This is a genomic window from Streptococcus sp. CL6.35 (assembly GCF_049737915.1).
Taxonomy (GTDB): Bacteria; Bacillota; Bacilli; order Lactobacillales; family Streptococcaceae; genus Streptococcus.
Map to the genome: position 1 here is coordinate 326,173 of NZ_JBKOTU010000002.1, position 17,673 is coordinate 343,845.

Sequence of the window (17,673 nt, forward strand, 5' to 3'; positions counted from 1 at the left end):
GGGTGAATTCACTTGCGCATGGATTTAGAAATGAAGGTCTGACTTGTCAGATGAAAACGGATGGTACCGCGTGTCAACGCTCCGAGTGGAGTTTTTGGCATGTGGTTTTCTTTTTATCTGCGAGAGACTGATGGAGGAATTATGTCAACTATTGAAGAACAATTAAAAGCGCTTCGCGAAGAAACGCTGGCTAGCTTGAAGCAGATTACTGCTGAAAATGAAAAAGAGATGCAAGATTTGCGTGTCTCAGTCCTTGGTAAAAAGGGTTCGCTTACTGAAATTCTCAAAGGGATGAAAGATGTCTCTGCTGAGATGCGTCCAATCATTGGGAAACACGTAAATGAAGCTCGTGATGTCTTGACAGCAGCTTTTGAAGAAACTGCTAAGCTCTTGGAAGAAAAGAAAGTTGCAGCTCAATTAGCAAGTGAGAGTATCGATGTGACACTTCCAGGTCGTCCAGTTGCGACTGGTCACCGTCACGTTTTGACACAAACCAGTGAAGAAATCGAAGATATCTTTATCGGTATGGGTTACCAAGTCGTGGATGGTTTTGAAGTGGAGCAAGACTACTATAATTTTGAACGTATGAACCTTCCAAAAGACCACCCAGCTCGTGATATGCAGGACACTTTCTATATCACAGAAGAAATCTTGCTCCGTACCCACACGTCTCCAGTGCAGGCGCGTGCTATGGATGCCCATGATTTCTCTAAAGGTCCTTTGAAAATGATCTCACCAGGGCGTGTGTTCCGTCGTGACACAGACGATGCGACCCACAGTCACCAGTTCCACCAAATCGAAGGCTTGGTTGTTGGGAAAAATATCTCTATGGCAGACCTTCAAGGAACCCTTCAGTTGATTGTGCAAAAAATGTTTGGTGAAGAGCGTCAGATTCGTCTGCGCCCATCTTACTTCCCATTCACAGAGCCATCTGTTGAGGTGGATGTTTCTTGCTTCAAGTGTGGTGGAGAAGGCTGTAACGTATGTAAGAAAACAGGTTGGATCGAAATTATGGGTGCCGGTATGGTTCACCCACGTGTCCTTGAAATGAGTGGTATCGATGCGACTGTTTACTCTGGATTTGCCTTTGGTCTTGGTCAAGAGCGTGTAGCTATGCTCCGTTACGGAATCAACGATATCCGTGGATTCTACCAAGGAGATGTCCGCTTCTCAGAACAGTTTAAATAATGATTAGAAAAGTAGAAAAGGCAGATGTTGAGGTGTTGGCTAAAATTGCCAAACAAACCTTTCGTGAAACATTTGCTCATGATAATACAGAAGAGCAGTTACAGGAATACTTTGAAGAGGCTTATAGTCTGAGAGTTTTGTCAACTGAGTTGGAAAATCCAGAATCCGAAACCTATTTCATTATGCATGAAGAGGAGATAGCTGGTTTTCTCAAAGTCAACTGGGGAAGTGCTCAAACTGAGAGAGAATTAGAAGATGCTTTTGAAATTCAACGCCTCTATGTGCTACAAAAATTCCAAGGATTTGGATTCGGTAAGCAACTGTTTGAATTCGCTCTTGAACTTGCTACAAAAAATAGTTTTTCTTGGGCTTGGTTAGGTGTTTGGGAGCATAATACAAAAGCTCAAGCATTTTATAATCGATATGGTTTTGAAAAATTTAGCCAACATCATTTTATGGTTGGTCAAAAAGTAGATACAGATTGGTTACTGAAAAAGAAATTAAGGTAAGAAGATGATTCTTCTATTGAAATGATAGGAAAGGAAAATAACTAGAGTGACAACTGTCATTCTGGAAAACTAAATTATGCTTGTATCTTATAAATGGTTAAAAGAATTGGTGGACATTGCTGTGCCATCACAAGAGTTGGCTGAAAAAATGTCAACCACAGGGATCGAGGTCGAAGGTGTGGAATCACCTGCTGCTGGTCTCTCAAAAATTGTCGTCGGTGAGGTCTTGTCTTGCGAAGATGTGCCAGAAACTCACCTCCATGTTTGTCAGGTTAACGTTGGCGAAGAAGAAGCCCGTCAAATCGTCTGTGGTGCACCGAATGTGCGTGCTGGTATCAAGGTTATGGTGGCTCTTCCAGGAGCTCGCATCGCTGACAATTACAAGATCAAAAAAGGGAAAATCCGCGGTCTTGAGTCACTTGGAATGATCTGTTCACTTGGTGAATTGGGAATTTCTGACTCAGTTGTGCCAAAGGAATTCGCAGATGGCATCCAAATCTTGCCAGAAAATGCCGTTCCAGGTGAGGAAGTCTTCTCATATCTAGACTTGGATGATGAAATCATCGAACTTTCTATCACACCCAACCGTGCAGATGCCCTTTCTATGCGTGGGGTAGCTCACGAAGTAGCAGCTATCTACGATAAGGCAGTCAACTTTAAAGAATTTACTCTTTCAGAAACTGACCAAGCTGCAGCAGATGCTCTTTCTGTGGGCATTGAGACAGACAAGGCGCCTTACTATGCCGCTCGTATCTTGGACAATGTGACTATCGCACCAAGTCCACAATGGTTGCAAAACCTTCTCATGAACGAAGGAATCCGTCCAATCAACAACGTAGTGGACGTGACCAACTACATCCTGCTCTACTTTGGTCAACCAATGCATGCTTTTGACTTGGATACCTTTGAAGGGACTGACATCCGTGTGCGTGAAGCGCGTGCTGGTGAAAAATTGGTGACTTTAGATGGTGAAGAACGTGACTTGGACATGAATGACTTAGTTATCACTGTCGCAGACAAGCCAGTAGCCCTTGCAGGTGTCATGGGCGGTCAAGCAACAGAAATCTCTGAGAAATCTAGTCGTGTCGTCCTTGAAGCTGCAGTCTTCAACGGAAAATCAATCCGCAAGACTAGCGGACGTCTCAATCTTCGTTCTGAGTCATCTTCTCGCTTTGAAAAAGGTATCAATGTGGCAACTGTTAACGAAGCCCTTGATGCTGCGGCTAGCATGATTGCAGAACTTGCAGGTGCGACGGTGCGTAAAGGTATCGTTTCAGCGGGTGAGCTTGATACCTCTGATGTGGAAGTTTCTTCAACTCTTGCTGATGTTAACCGTGTCCTCGGAACTGATCTTTCTTATGCTGATGTAGAAGACGTCTTCCGTCGTCTGGGCTTTGGTCTTTCTGGAAATGCAGACAGTTTTACAGTCAGCGTCCCACGTCGTCGTTGGGATATCACAATCGAGGCAGACCTCTTTGAAGAAATCGCTCGTATCTATGGTTATGACCGCTTGCCAACCAGCCTTCCAAAAGACGATGGGACAGCTGGTGAATTGACTGCGACACAAAAACTCCGCCGTCAGGTTCGTACTATTGCTGAAGGAGCAGGTTTGACAGAAATCATCACCTATGCTCTAACAACTCCTGAAAAAGCAGTTGAGTTTACGGCTCAACCAAGTAACCTTACTGAACTCATGTGGCCAATGACTGTGGATCGTTCTGTCCTCCGTCAAAATATGATCTCAGGTATCCTTGATACCGTTGCCTACAACGTGGCTCGTAAGAATAAAAACTTGGCCCTTTACGAGATTGGAAAAGTCTTTGAACAAACAGGTAATCCAAAAGAAGAACTTCCAAATGAAATCAACAGTTTTGCCTTTGCCTTGACAGGCTTGGTTGCAGAAAAAGATTTCCAAACAGCAGCAGTTCCAGTTGATTTCTTCTATGCTAAAGGAATCCTAGAAGCATTATTTACTCGCTTGGGAATAGAAGTGAGCTATACAGCTACAGCTGAAATTGCAAGCCTTCATCCAGGTCGTACAGCAGTCATTTCACTCGGTGACCAAGTTCTTGGTTTCCTCGGTCAAGTGCATCCAGTAACTGCTAAGGCCTACGATATTCCAGAAACTTATGTGGCTGAGCTCAACCTTTCAGCCATCGAAGCTGCGCTTCAACCTGCTGTTCCATTTGTGGAAATCACGAAATTCCCAGCAGTCAGCCGTGACGTTGCCCTTCTCCTCAAGGCAGAAGTGACTCACCAAGAAGTTGTGGAAGCTATCCAAGCTGCTGGTGTGAAACGTTTGACAGATATCAAACTCTTTGACGTCTTCTCAGGCGAAAAATTGGGACTTGGTATGAAGTCAATGGCTTATAGCTTGACTTTCCAAAATCCAGAAGATAGCTTAACGGACGAAGAAGTCGCACGCTATATGGAAAAAATCCAAGCATCGCTCGAAGAAAAAGTCAATGCAGAAGTGCGTTAAAGTATCAATCCATCCTTTGGGGTGGATTTTTGCTTTTCAAATAACAATTCAGGATCAAAAATAGACAGTTGAGGAACAGAGAAGATAAATTGGAGTTTACCAGTGTATAATGTACTCATAGCTCAAAGTACCCTAAGATTTTTTACTAAAATGAGGATGATAAAAATGGACAGAAATCATTGTAAAGGCTATCAAAAAGGAGTATAATGAGTGCAAGACATTTCGGAGGTGAAAGATGCTAGAAGTAAGAAGTCTAGAGAAAAGTTTTGGACCCAAGCAAGTTTTGTTTGGTATTGACTTTCAAGCGCGACCAGGTCGTATTTTGGGACTAGTTGGAAAAAATGGTGCTGGGAAGACAACGATTTTCCACAGTATTTTGAAGTTTTTAGAATATCAAGGAGAAATCAGTCTGGATGGTCAGGATATTCGTCAGGAAACCTACGCTCGGATTGGCTATCTGCCTGAAGAACGCAGTCTCATGCCTAAATTGACAGTCCTTGAACAAGTTCGTTACTTGGCGACTCTAAAAGGTATGGATGCCAAGGAAGTTAAGGAAAAACTTCCTCAATGGATGAAGAGGTTGGAAGTGAAAGGGAAGCTGACAGATAAAATCAAGAGTCTGTCAAAAGGAAATCAGCAGAAGATTCAGCTCATCATTACTCTGATTCATGAGCCAGACTTGATTATCTTGGATGAGCCTTTCAGTGGATTGGACCCAGTCAATACAGAATTGCTCAAACAAGTCATTTTTCAAGAAAAAGAACGTGGGGCAACCATTATCTTTTCTGACCATGTCATGACCAATGTTGAGGAACTTTGTGACGATATTCTGATGATTCGAGATGGCCGTGTGGTCTTGCATGGGCCGGTTCAGGATGTCCGCAATCAATACGGGAAAACGCGTCTCTTTGTTTCAAGTGAACGAAGCAAGGAAGAATTGGAAAATCTTCCTCATGTCAAACAGGTGAACTTGACTAAACAAGGCAGTTGGAAATTGATCTTGGAGGATGAGAGCGCTGGAAGGGAACTCTTCCCAATCTTGACTCAAGGGCAATATATCGCAACCTTTGACCAGCAAGCGCCAACAATCGATGAAATCTTTAAACTAGAATCAGGGGTGGAAGTATGAGAAATATGTGGGTTGTAATGAAGGAAACCTATCTTCGACATGTTAAGTCATGGAGTTTCTTCTTTATGGTGATTTCGCCGTTCCTCTTTTTAGCCTTATCTGTAGGAATTGGCTACCTCCAAGGGTCTTCTATGGCCAAGAATAGCAAGATAGCAGTAGTAACAACAGTGCCATCTGTGGAAGAAGGGCTCAAGGGTACTAATGGTATCAACTTTGATTATAAGGATGAAGCCAGTGCCCAAACTGCTATCAAGGATGAGAAAATCAAGGGTTACCTAACCGTCGACCAAGAGGACAGCGTCATCAAGGCCGTCTATCATGGTGAAACCTCTCTTGAAAGTGGCATCAAACTAGCTGTAACCAATAGACTAAATGAACTGCAATACCAACTCAATCGTTCGGCAGCTAATTTGTCTCAAGAACAGGAAAAACGCCTGAGTCAAACCGTTGATTTTACTGAGAAGATTGATGAATCTAAGGAAAACAAAAAAATTGTTCAAACCTTTGCGGCCGCAGGGCTTGGTTTCTTCCTTTATATGATTTTGATTACCTATGCTAGTGTCACTGCTCAGGAAGTGGCTAGCGAGAAAGGAACCAAAATTATGGAGGTGGTCTTCTCTAGTATCCGAGCTAGTCATTATTTCTACGCTCGCATGCTGGCTCTGCTTCTTGTGATTTTGACCCATATTGGCATTTACGTCGTGGGTGGACTTGCTGCCATTCTTCTCTTTAAAGACCTACCAATCTTGGCACAATCTGGTATTTTAAACCATATAGGAGAGGCTTTCTCGCTCAACACCTTATTGTTTGTCTTGGTTAGCCTCTTTATGTACGTTGTTTTAGCAGCCTTCCTAGGTTCTATGGTTTCTCGTCCTGAGGACTCAGGAAAAGCCTTGTCGCCTTTGATGATTTTGATTATAGGTGGTTTTTTTGGAGTGACAGCTCTAGGTGCAGCTGGTGACAATCTCATCTTGAAGATTGGTTCATATATTCCCTTTATTTCGACTTTCTTCATGCCGTTTAGAGCTATTAATGGCTATGCAAATGGGTTAGAAGCTTGGATTTCGCTTGCGATTACGATTGCTTTTGCAGTAACTGCAACAGTCTTTATCGGACGTATGTATGCTAGTCTCGTTTTGCAGACAGATGATTTAGGTCCTTGGAAAACCTTTAAACGTGCCTTATCTTATAAATAGAAGAGCCTCGCGAAAGCGAGGTTTTTTAGAGACAAAAAGAGTGGAATTTAGAAAAATATTTTTCATATCTATTGACTTTTAGGGGTGAAATTTGGTATGATAGTAGGCGGTATTGTTTACCCCATTTGAAAGGCCCCGGAACCTTCCAAATACTTTTCGATGGGAAGGAACACCCATCACCGTAAACAAAAATCGAACTATATATAGGAGAAATCATGAACAAAACAACATTTATGGCTAAACCAGGCCAAGTTGAACGTAAATGGTACGTAGTTGACGCAACTGATGTACCACTTGGACGTCTTTCTGCAGTAGTTGCTAGCGTACTTCGCGGAAAAAACAAACCAACATTTACACCACACACTGATACAGGTGACTTTGTAATTGTTATCAATGCTGAAAAAGTTAAATTGACTGGTAAAAAAGCAACTGATAAAATCTACTACACTCACTCAAACCACCCAGGTGGATTGAAACAAATCTCTGCAGGTGAACTTCGTTCTAAAAATGCAGTACGTTTGATCGAGAAATCAGTTAAAGGTATGCTTCCACACAATACTCTTGGACGCGCTCAAGGTATGAAGTTGAAAGTATTTGTTGGAGCTGAGCACACTCACGCTGCACAACAACCAGAAGTTCTTGATATTTCAGGACTTATCTAAGGAAAGGAACAATAAAGTATGTCACAAGCACAATATGCAGGTACTGGACGTCGTAAAAACGCTGTTGCACGCGTTCGCCTTGTTCCAGGAACTGGTAAAATCACTGTTAACAAAAAAGATGTTGAAGAGTACATCCCACACGCTGACCTTCGTCTTGTAATCAACCAACCATTCGCAGTTACTTCAACTGCAGGTTCATACGACGTTTTCGTTAACGTTGTAGGTGGTGGATACGCTGGTCAATCAGGAGCTATCCGTCACGGTATCGCTCGTGCCCTTCTTCAAGTAGACCCAGACTTCCGTGATTCATTGAAACGCGCAGGACTTCTTACACGTGACTCACGTAAAGTTGAACGTAAGAAACCAGGTCTTAAGAAAGCTCGTAAAGCATCACAATTTAGTAAACGTTAATTCGAAAGAATTACTATACTTACAAAGAGCACCTTTCGGGGTGTTCTTTTTTGTACTTTCTTGATAAATTGGTGCAATTGACACAGTTGTGGTGACTTTAGTCGCTTACAAATGTGGCTGCAACCTGACGAGGTCAGTTGCCTCAAAACGTTAATCAATACGATTATATCAATATTTCAAAGAGTCTGGGACAAAAGTCTAACCTTAAATATAAAAAGCGAACAAAACGAGGTATCTGACACTCAGAATTTTGTCTTGTTCGCTTTTTTTGTCTAATCTATCGATTTTTAAAACTTATAATAAAGAATTCCTGAAATAAAAATCTTTTTGTCCCAAACTCTTTTTTGTCGATTTTTAAGCTCGAATAGCTTTGTGATAACCTTCTGATAACCTCTGAAAGTTTAGTTCCTTTAACAGAAGAGTTGGAACAAGTCGGAAAGAATATCAATTCTATAGCCCGTCTTGCAACTGTAGTTGGGAGAATAAGCTATGAAAACAAAATGGATATGTCTATTTTGATGCAAAAAATAGTTGATGTGATGGAGGAAAAAGATGTTTATTTTCAAAAGTAATATGGATAAGGATTTTGATCAGATATGTGAATACATATTGAAATTAAAGCGAGCAGAATTATTTCTTCATGGAATTAAACAACAAGATAAAACGAAGGCTCGTTTGTATCATGCGATGCTGGAATACTATGATGCTGGAATACTACGATGCTACTCATAAAAAAGAAAGACATATGAGGATTTTAAAATAAGGAAACGCGGTTAAATTGAACTGCACCCTAAAAGTTAGACAGAAAAAATCTAACTTTTGGGATGATTTGAATTTTGGGGAATCCCCAAACCCCGAGTTGTTAATTTGAATGCCATAACAACAAGCCAATAATTGATTTTAATAAATTGTACTCGTGGTGCTATTTATTTTCAAAATACAATAAAAAGCTTAAAAGGACTACACTGTAAGTGTCGAAACAAACAGGAGGTTAGCCCCAATGAGCGACTTACAATATACAGGTAAATCTCATCACTTGCAATGGACTTTGAAACAATTATCAAAATTTGTCTTCAGCTATATAGTGAATAATGTCCCGAATCTTACAAACATCGTAACAATATCAGCTTGTCTAAGGTTTCAGTTCAGTCTTTATTAGTTTTGCTTATTTTACAGACTGAACTAGGCATTAAATCATCTTCGTCATTTCTATCGGATATGCCAACTCTTTCCTTGTGGGTGTCTCCCTGAAAGAAGTCGATTTAATCGATGGTTAAGACAGTTGATTTGGTTAGTTCAAATCATTCGGCAAGCCATGAATACTCAACTTTCTCAAAATAGCATTGTCATCATCGATAGTTTTTCATTATCATTTTGTCAACCTGTTCGTAATCATTGAGCATGTATTTTCCATGAACTAGGCGACATTGGTTACAATTTCTCTAAGTACCTTTGGTTTTGAGGATTCAAAGTACATCTGTTGGTCACTCTATCAGGCTATATTCTGAATAACGTTGTGACACTTGTCTTAGCACATGACATTGATATTTTCATTGCGTATCTAGGATGTCCTAGTCAACGAGGTCTCAATGAACATTCTAATGGATTATTAAGACGAAATAGACTACTGAAACAAATGGATTTTACTAATATTTCTCAAAATTATTTATCAGCTAAGCTGATAAAAGAAATAGAATTCCTAGAAAGTCTTTGAATTATCAAATACCATGCCAAGTTTTTCTGAGTTACATGAAAAATCTAACTTAATTTGACAATCTAGGTTCTGAATATTTCATAAAGTATTAAATCGATAAATAGTATAGAATTTTTCAAGAATTATGCTAAGAGATATACGTAAAAAGGTGTTTCTTTGGAGGAGAGATTTGGGAGTGGGGGCCTAGTTTACATTTTATAAATTTAATGTATTCATAGTGGGTTTGAGTAATGTTAAGTTATACTTAAAAATATATTTAATTAATACTTTGTGACTCTGCTTCGGTATCAATACTAGATACTCTACAGAATTATAGTGGAATGAAGTAAAATATGAATAAACTGATTGGGAAATTCAAATAAATTTCTAGCAATATTTTAGAAGTTGCAGTTTACCACTCTAGATTCAATCCATTAAAATAAAATATGGAAGAAAAGGGTAGAGTAATTTTGAATAATTTGATATAACGAACTGTATTAATTAATGCTTTATTAAGGGGTTTCTATTATGTTATTTAATCGTAAAGGAATAAATCAAAAGAATTGGAGAATGGTAAAAAAAGGGAAGCATTTTCTTTTTGGCTGTACTCTTTTTTTAGCAACTGGTGCAATAGGATTGCAGCAAACACAAGTTGTCAGAGCAGATGAAGTGGCATCTTCAGTTGTTACATCAATGAACTCGGCAGAAGATGGAGATGATAGGGATAAAGGTAAAACACCTAAAGAGGAAGTAATTAAGCAGGAAGATAATGAGATTAATTTGGGAGTCACTTCTCCATTATCAAAAAAATCTGATGAGCTCGATAAAAAAGAGGATGTAGCTAAAACAGAGGTTAATAGACAATCTTTAATCGAATTAATAGAAAAAATTAAGAATATAGACTTAAGCAAAAAAACTATAGATTCAGTAGAGAAATTGAATCTTTCTTTGTCGCGCGCACAACAACTGATGGAAAGTCCGACAGTAAGTCAAGAAGAGGTAGATAAAGAAGAGAAAGCTCTTAAAGAATCTTTTGAAAAATTAGAGGATAAACCTGAAAAAGAAAAAGCCTCAGAGTCTAGAGAAAAAGCTGAGCCTCAAAAAGAAGAGAAATCAGATTTAAGCAAAGAAAAAATAACAAAAGTTACAGAAACTGTAAATGAAATTCACAGTTTAGCTAATCAAATAAATTATGAGTTCAGCGATGCTGAGAAAGAATTAGTTAAAACAGCTGAAAAACGTTCTGAGGATAGTAACAGGGAGGGCGAGGTAGAGTCGCTCCTTAAAGAAGTCACACGTCTTCGAAATAAAGTAGCCAATCGCATGACAAGAGCTCATTCTGGTAAACGTGATCCTAGAAATGGCCAACCTATTAATGGGAATGGTGAGAGTAGATTTAGGGCGGTATACTTTTTACCTACGCAAAATCAGCATGGAAGAGGAGAAGCTGGGTTAGTTAATGAAACTAGAACTGATTTGACGTATTATAATTCTGATGAGATATACTCATTTATGAGAGTGTTAGGTCAAAGAGGCCCAGGAGAACCTTTATATAAGTATGAATATGGAGAAAATAGAGGTAAGGAAGATAAATCACCATATTATTTAAAAACTGTAGGTGTTATTAGTGGTTTAGATAAGCTTAAAGGTATAACATTGAGAGTTGCTTATAAAAATCCTCGTACTGGAAAGGAAGACTTTCAGGATATCACATCTGGTGTATGGCCTGTTAATAATCCAGAAGTTAAAGCGGTTATAAGAGGTTGGCTTGGGCGTTATGATAAAACGGGAGAAGCTGTTGAACCGGGTGATTATAGAGTAACTATTGCGGCAGGAAGAAAGAACCCGGAAAATAGTATTACTTATACATTTCATGTAAAAGCTCAAAGTGAGCGTAATACGGTTAATGATTTGGCAACACCAACTTATGTAGATGATGTCCGCCATTTAACGGAAAAAGAAAAAACAGCTTTAATTAAAAAGTTTGAGGCTGCACACCCAGGAGTAGTCAATAGAGCAGTTCACATTGACTATGATCATGCTGAAGTTTCAGCTGATGGTGCAACAATGACGATTCACTTTAAAGATGGATTTGCACCTAAAACAATCCAAACAAATGCACAGAATGATGCTATAGCAAAACATCAAAGTATTACGGCATTATACGGTGACCCACACGATTTTTACAAAAATCCTAGAAATCTTGTGAAGTCAAAAATAGAAAATGAACTTCCATCTACTGTTGATGTGCAATGGAAAACACCATTTAATTTACAACAACCGGGAACACGAAATGCTGTTGTTACAGTAACTTATCAAAATGGAGCCGTTAAAGATGTATCGACACCATATACAGTGCTAGATTTTGTAGGAAAACAAGACAAACGTATTAATCAACATCAAAGTGGTGAACTTGGTGATGCTAGAAGTTATATCACTTTATCAAATGGAACAGCACCTGCGACCGATCTGACGATTCGTTGGAAAGGTGGATCTACTGTAGATACTTCAAGACCAACGGTTCATCATAAACAAATTGAAATTCTTCGTGGAAATACGACGATGAAAACAGTCGATATTCCTGTTGAGATTGTTGATAATATTAGACCGACAGTAGAAATTCCGTATGATAATCCTGGTAATCAAGAAATTTATGTATATTCACATGAAAATAATAATATTACTTTAAAAGCAAAAGATAATAATGGAAAGGTTTCTAAAGTTTACTTAGCATTTGCAGCAGATAATAGACAGGGACTAGGACAAGAAGATAATAGCTATTTAGGTGGAGGAAGCCCAGATGGCTTATATCTAACAGCAACTAAGATTAAATCTGAAACTACAGGTTCAGATGCACAACCAGCAACAATTACGGTGAGTGGGAATATTAATAATCAACCATTTGCCGGTGAAAAATCAATCACGCGTTATTTATACACCGAAGATCCCGCTGGAAATACGAACTATGAACATGTAGGTCATGCGAATGATAATGGAGCACCAGGACGTATTCGTTTTGTATGGAAACCACAAACTTTCAAATATACAGCAACTCCAAATTCTCAAACACAAACAGTTAGCTATAAAGATGAACCAAGCGCAGAAGCAAGTATCAATAAAACAGGGTTACCATCAGGGACAACCTATGCTTGGAAAACAAAACCAGATACATCAAGCCCTGGTAATAAATCAGGGGTAGTAGAAGTCACTTATCCTGATACTTCAAAAGATACTGTGAATGTAACTGTAAGTGTTCGTAAGTTGAGTGATGAATATGCTCCTACAGGAAATAAAATCGTTAGAAATCAAAATGTTCCGGTTACAAATAATGACTTAAAAGCAGCAGTTGCTATTAGTAATAACGGTAATAGTAAGGTGAAATCCGTTACTGCTGGAACGATTAGTACAGCAAATGCAGGAACTCAAACGATTAAAGCGACTGTTACTTATTTAGATAATACGACAGATCCAGTTGACATACCTTTAGAAGTAAAAGACATAACAGCTCCAACGATCACAACACCAAGTGATAGACAAAATTGGGATTTAATTGCATTGGATAGAACATTACCTTCTATAAAAGTTGCAGCTACTGATAATACAGGAGGAACTGGTGTTAAATCAACAACGGTAACGGGCTTACCAGATTTCTTAGTATATGACAATGCGACTAAGACAATTAAATTTAAAAATGGAGTTCAAGAAGTAACAAAATTACCTGTTGGACAAGATAGTAAAACTTATACTGCAACTATTCAAGTAACAGATAATGCAGACAATCCTAGTCAAAGATAATTTACGATTACCGTCAAATCAATGACAACGAAATATACTGCAACTCCTAATGTGCAAAAACAAACGGTGAGTTATGATGTAAAACCAGATGCAGGAACAAGTGTTAATAAAAATGGATTACCAGCAGGAACAACCTATACATGGGCAACAACTCCAAGTACAACAACAGGACCTGGAGATAAAGCAGGTAGCGTAACTGTAACATATCCTGATGACTCAAAAGATACCGTGAATGTAACTGTAAATGTTCGTGCACAAAAAGATGAATACAATCCAACCGCAATAGCGCAAGAAGTGGACAATGGTCACGTGCCAGATCCAGAAACAAGTGTAAACAAAACAGGCTTACCAGATGGAACAACAGTCACATGGAAGACAACGCCAGATGTAAGTACACCAGGAAGTCATCCAGGAGTAGCGTTAGTTCATTATCCAGATGGAACGGAAGATGAAGTCGAAGTACCAGTAAGGGTCAAAGAACAAAAAGAAACGTTTAACCCAACGGCAAAAGAACCGAACCAAACTGTACGTCATAACGAAGTACCAGATCCAGAGAAAAGTATTAATACAAATGACTTACCAAAAGGAACAAAATATAGCTGGTCAGAACAACCAGATACAAGTAAACCAGGAAGTAAGACAGGAAAAGTATTAATCACTTACCCAGATAAGAGTACGGAAGAAGTGACAGTAACAGTCGAAGTAACGCCACAAAAAGATGAATACAATCCAACCGCAATAGCGCAAGAAGTGGACAATGGTCACGTGCCAGATCCAGAAACAAGTGTAAACAAAACAGGCTTACCAGATGGAACAACAGTCACATGGAAGACAACGCCAGATGTAAGTACACCAGGAAGTCATCCAGGAGTAGCGTTAGTTCATTATCCAGATGGAACGGAAGATGAAGTCGAAGTACCAGTAAGGGTCAAAGAACAAAAAGAAACGTTTAACCCAACGGCAAAAGAACCGAACCAAACTGTACGTCATAACGAAGTACCAGATCCAGAGAAAAGTATTAATACAAATGACTTACCAAAAGGAACAAAATATAGCTGGTCAGAACAACCAGATACAAGTAAACCAGGAAGTAAGACAGGAAAAGTATTAATCACTTACCCAGATAAGAGTACGGAAGAAGTGACAGTAACAGTCGAAGTAACGCCACAAAAAGATGAATACAATCCAACCGCAATAGCGCAAGAAGTGGACAATGGTCACGTGCCAGATCCAGAAACAAGTGTAAACAAAACAGGCTTACCAGATGGAACAACAGTCACATGGAAGACAACGCCAGATGTAAGTACACCAGGAAGTCATCCAGGAGTAGCGTTAGTTCATTATCCAGATGGAACGGAAGATGAAGTGACAGTCCCAATTACGGTGAAAGATAGCGATGCTAACGGCACACCAGAAACACAACCAGAAGCACCAGACTTCACAGGAGGCGTAAACACACCAGATGCACCGACAAACGAAATTCCAGACTATACGGACCCAATTGGTTCAACTGGAGTAGATGAAAATGGAAATCTCATCGTACCACCAATAGTAGAAGCACCAGACTTCACAGGAGGTGTAAACGCACCGGATGCACCAATAAGTGAAGTGCCAGAATACACAGACCCAATTGGATCGACTGGAGTAGATGAAAATGGAAACCTCATCATACCACCAAGTGTAGATATTCCTGAGTTTATGGGTGGAACAAGTACACCGGATGCACCAACTCATGAGTTCTCAGAGTTTAATGGGAACATTGCTATAAATGGTGAACTTCCAGAACCAGCTCAATTACCAAAAGTTAAACTGATTATTACTAAATGGGTTGATGAAAACGGTAATGAGTTGAAACCAGCAGATGCGAAAACTCCTAAAGTATTAGGTGAGGAAAATGAAGCATTTGAACATGGTGAAATCGAAGGTTATGAATTTGTAAGAACTGAAATAGATGAAAATGGAGAAGTAGTTACACATATCTTTAGAAAAGTTGCCTCTTCAGGAGTAACTCAAACAAATGATAATGTGAAACCTGAACAGACTCCAGATGCTCTTCATGTTCCTACAAATGAAACACATGCTCAACCAGAAAAAGATGAAGTGAAACAGAAAGAAACTCAAACAACCTTGCCGAAAACTGGTACGGCAAATAGTTTAGGACTCTTATCTGTAGCAACAAGTTCAATTCTTTTTGGATTAGGCTTCTTCATTTTAAGTAAAAAAGAAGACGAAGAATGATCTTTGACGAAGTTAATGAATACAAGAATGTAAAATATATTCGGTGAATAGAAATATCCCCTAACGGTCAGTAATTGTTAGGGGATGTTGTATTATTAATTTTATTGTATTTCTTTCTCAACTACATAAGCTCCGAAAACTAAAAAGTGATAACCCTTTGATAACCTATTGATTTTTAAAAGAGTTATATATGTAAAAATTGAGGATTTATCTCTTAAAAGAACTTGATTTCAGTGATAATTTACCATAAATATCATAATGTAGAAAAAACTAGGTCTTAAGAAAGCTCGTAAAGCTAGCTAGTTCTCTAAGCGTTAAGAACCAGCTACAATACAGCATTTACAACACTTCATGGTTCACACCATGGGGTGTTTTTTTGATGATTTTTAGTAAAATTCACACCATTACTTTTTTAGGGAGCGATAAGCAATCTCTTCAACCGCCATTGGGATTACATTTGAAGTATTGACATAAGTCTTAGTTGTAATCGTATCGCTATGAGTAAGTGCTTCAGAAATAGCTTCAATAGATGTTCCAGCCTGTTTTGCTAACGTTACCCCTGTATGTCTTAATTTATGTGGGGATGCATGTTTAAGTTCTGGATGACGACGTTTGACAGATTTCATTTTATTATTAAGATAGTCAGAGTGTAGAGGGCTATTAACATTACCCTTCATATCGATATAAGTAAAGACATATTGTTCATCGGATTGGATAATTCCAAACTTTGATAGTTCGCATTTTTGATTTTTTTCCCAAGAGGTAAGAAGCTGAAGTAAGTCATTAGAAATAGAGAAAACAGGCTAGCAAAAAATGTACTGACCCCAAAAAGTTAGACAATTAATTTATCCGAAGGATTTAGTTCTGTATTGCACAGGGCTAAGTCCTTTTAGTTTTACCTTAATTCGTTTATTGTTGTAGTAATCAATATAGTCTACAATGGCTTGTTCCAATTGCTTAAGCGACTGAAACGACTTCTCATAACCATAAAACATCTCCGATTTCAGAATGCCAAAGAAGGACTCCATCATACCGTTGTCTGGGCTGTTACCCTTACGTGACATGGATGCTTGAATTCTCTTACTCTCTAGGAACCGATGATAAGAATCGTGTTGGTATTGCCATCCCTGGTCACTATGGAGAATCGTATTCTCGTAGCGCTTCTCTGTGAATGCCTGTTCCAACATTGTTTTTACTTGTTCTAAGTTGGGTGAAGTTGAAAGATTATAGGCGATAATTTCGCTATTAAAGCCATCTAAAACTGGTGATAAGTAAAGCTTTTGAGTACTTGCTGGAATGGCAAATTCTGTCACATCTGTGTAGCACTTTTCCATTGTTTTAGAGCCTTCAAATTGACGTTGAATGAGATTCTCTGCCTTCTTACCAACATCTCCTTTATGAGAAGAATATTTTCGTTTCTGCCGTATTTTAGCTTGTAAATTGAGTACTTTCATCAAGCGTTGAACTCTTTTATGATTTACCAGATAACCACGACTTCTTAGTTCTAAATGAATCCGACGATAACCATAATTTCCCTTGTGTTCGATAAAAATGGATTGAATTTCAGCTTTAAGCTCTTGGTCCTTATCTGGTTTGTCTAGCTGTTTCAAGTGATAGTAGTAGGTCGAACGAGCTAGTTTAATGGCTTTTAGAAGAATATCTAACGAAAACTCAGTCATTAATTCTTGAACAATTTCTGTCTTTCTTCTTTCTCTTTTTCCTCCTTCAATCGGAGTTCTCTTAACTTTTTTAAGATAGCATTCTCCGCTCTCAGGTACTCATTTTCTGCTTTAAGACGTTCTAATTCTGTCCTCTCTTCAGGTCTCTTTTTTGGCTTACGTCCCATTTTAGGCACTCTCCCTCTTGTTTTCTCAACAATAGTATACCCGTTTTTCTTGTATTGTGCTAGCCAGTTAAGAAGTATCGTACGACTTGGGAGACCGTATTCAAGAGAAACTCTATCTTTAGTCCAGCCTTCATGTAAGACTTTATGAATCATTTCTTGTTTTAAATCAGGAGAATAGTAACGGTTTTTTCCTTTTTTGACGAACTCTATTCCGTAACGATCAATCAATTTAATCATGTACCTAATATTAGAATTGTTTATCTCAAATTTATTTGAAAGCTTCTCTAAGCTATAGCCTTGTTTTCTAAGTTCATAGATCTGAACTTTATCATCATAAGTTAATTTCATAATAAAAACACCCCAAAAGTTAGATTTTTTCTGTCTAACTTTTAGGGTGCAGTTCAGTAAAAGCTTGATAGTATACGTTTTATCCTAGAAATATTTACTGGATTTTCTTTTCAAACTGACTTTTTAAGAAGTTGCCTTATCAACAATTTTAAAGAAATTTTTGGAGCTATGTTGGA

11 protein-coding genes and 3 pseudogenes are annotated in these 17,673 nt (G+C 38.6%); 12 read left to right on the forward strand and 2 right to left on the reverse strand.

The window, feature by feature from the left end:
* Window positions 1-141: 141 nt before the first annotated feature.
* From pheS to ACLNCP_RS04290, 12 genes and pseudogenes are all read left to right on the forward strand, one after another.
* Complete coding sequence (gene pheS / locus ACLNCP_RS04235) at window positions 142-1,188, forward strand: phenylalanine--tRNA ligase subunit alpha (RefSeq protein ID WP_000103743.1); 1,047 nt, start codon at window positions 142-144, stop codon at window positions 1,186-1,188.
* Entirely contained in the window at window positions 1,188-1,697 is a 510-nt protein-coding gene (locus tag ACLNCP_RS04240) for a GNAT family N-acetyltransferase (RefSeq protein WP_424844072.1), read from the forward strand. The genes pheS and ACLNCP_RS04240 overlap by 1 nt, the downstream gene beginning before the upstream one ends.
* 76 nt (window positions 1,698-1,773) lie before the next feature.
* Entirely contained in the window at window positions 1,774-4,179 is a 2,406-nt protein-coding gene (pheT, locus tag ACLNCP_RS04245; protein ID WP_424844073.1) for a phenylalanine--tRNA ligase subunit beta, read from the forward strand.
* A gap of 235 nt (window positions 4,180-4,414) precedes the next feature.
* Complete coding sequence (locus ACLNCP_RS04250) at window positions 4,415-5,308, forward strand: ABC transporter ATP-binding protein (RefSeq protein ID WP_424844074.1); 894 nt, start codon at window positions 4,415-4,417, stop codon at window positions 5,306-5,308.
* On the forward strand, window positions 5,305-6,504 hold the full coding sequence (locus tag ACLNCP_RS04255; protein ID WP_424844075.1) for an ABC transporter permease: 1,200 nt from the start codon (window positions 5,305-5,307) through the stop codon (window positions 6,502-6,504). Before ACLNCP_RS04250 ends, ACLNCP_RS04255 begins: the two co-directional genes overlap by 4 nt.
* Before the next feature lie 215 nt (window positions 6,505-6,719).
* The gene (gene rplM / locus ACLNCP_RS04260) at window positions 6,720-7,166 is read left to right on the forward strand and encodes a 50S ribosomal protein L13 (RefSeq protein WP_001044624.1); all 447 of its coding nucleotides are present in this window, start codon (window positions 6,720-6,722) and stop codon (window positions 7,164-7,166) included.
* A gap of 18 nt (window positions 7,167-7,184) precedes the next feature.
* Complete coding sequence (gene rpsI / locus ACLNCP_RS04265) at window positions 7,185-7,577, forward strand: 30S ribosomal protein S9 (protein WP_000075964.1); 393 nt, start codon at window positions 7,185-7,187, stop codon at window positions 7,575-7,577.
* A 422-nt stretch (window positions 7,578-7,999) separates the two neighbouring features.
* Window positions 8,000-8,149: a hypothetical protein gene (locus ACLNCP_RS04270; RefSeq protein WP_236564374.1), complete on the forward strand. Its 150-nt coding sequence runs from the start codon at window positions 8,000-8,002 to the stop codon at window positions 8,147-8,149.
* A pseudogene (locus tag ACLNCP_RS04275) lies at window positions 8,130-8,340 on the forward strand (hypothetical protein). The gene ACLNCP_RS04270 and the pseudogene ACLNCP_RS04275 overlap by 20 nt, the downstream one beginning before the upstream one ends.
* A gap of 237 nt (window positions 8,341-8,577) precedes the next feature.
* Window positions 8,578-9,344, forward strand: a pseudogene (locus ACLNCP_RS04280) (transposase).
* Window positions 9,345-9,798: 454 nt separating this feature from the next.
* Window positions 9,799-13,065 (forward strand): Rib/alpha-like domain-containing protein, encoded by a 3,267-nt coding sequence (locus ACLNCP_RS04285; protein WP_424844076.1) that lies wholly within the window; start codon window positions 9,799-9,801, stop codon window positions 13,063-13,065.
* A gap of 21 nt (window positions 13,066-13,086) precedes the next feature.
* A complete protein-coding gene (locus ACLNCP_RS04290) occupies window positions 13,087-15,303 on the forward strand; it encodes an SIALI-17 repeat-containing surface protein (protein WP_424844077.1) in 2,217 nt (738 codons plus the stop codon).
* Between the two features lie 404 nt (window positions 15,304-15,707).
* Here ACLNCP_RS04290 and ACLNCP_RS04295 read toward each other — a convergent pair.
* Together ACLNCP_RS04295 and ACLNCP_RS04300 are read right to left on the reverse strand one after the other, a co-directional pair.
* Window positions 15,708-16,100, reverse strand: a pseudogene (locus ACLNCP_RS04295) (tyrosine-type recombinase/integrase); the annotation flags it as partial.
* A 48-nt stretch (window positions 16,101-16,148) separates the two neighbouring features.
* Window positions 16,149-17,497, reverse strand: a protein-coding gene (locus ACLNCP_RS04300; protein WP_261073875.1) for an IS3 family transposase whose coding sequence is annotated in 2 segments (ribosomal slippage) — window positions 16,149-17,059 and window positions 17,059-17,497 — 1,350 coding nt in all. Because the reading frame shifts where the segments join, the coding sequence is not laid out codon by codon here.
* Window positions 17,498-17,673: the final 176 nt, after the last annotated feature.

Coding starts and splice junctions, on each gene's coding strand:
- pheS (WP_000103743.1), top strand. CDS start 142: ATGTCAACTATTGAAGAACAATTAAAAGCGCTTCGCGAAGAAACGCTG.
- ACLNCP_RS04240 (WP_424844072.1), top strand. CDS start 1,188: ATGATTAGAAAAGTAGAAAAGGCAGATGTTGAGGTGTTGGCTAAAATT.
- pheT (WP_424844073.1), top strand. CDS start 1,774: ATGCTTGTATCTTATAAATGGTTAAAAGAATTGGTGGACATTGCTGTG.
- ACLNCP_RS04250 (WP_424844074.1), top strand. CDS start 4,415: ATGCTAGAAGTAAGAAGTCTAGAGAAAAGTTTTGGACCCAAGCAAGTT.
- ACLNCP_RS04255 (WP_424844075.1), top strand. CDS start 5,305: ATGAGAAATATGTGGGTTGTAATGAAGGAAACCTATCTTCGACATGTT.
- rplM (WP_001044624.1), top strand. CDS start 6,720: ATGAACAAAACAACATTTATGGCTAAACCAGGCCAAGTTGAACGTAAA.
- rpsI (WP_000075964.1), top strand. CDS start 7,185: ATGTCACAAGCACAATATGCAGGTACTGGACGTCGTAAAAACGCTGTT.
- ACLNCP_RS04285 (WP_424844076.1), top strand. CDS start 9,799: ATGTTATTTAATCGTAAAGGAATAAATCAAAAGAATTGGAGAATGGTA.
- ACLNCP_RS04290 (WP_424844077.1), top strand. CDS start 13,087: ATGACAACGAAATATACTGCAACTCCTAATGTGCAAAAACAAACGGTG.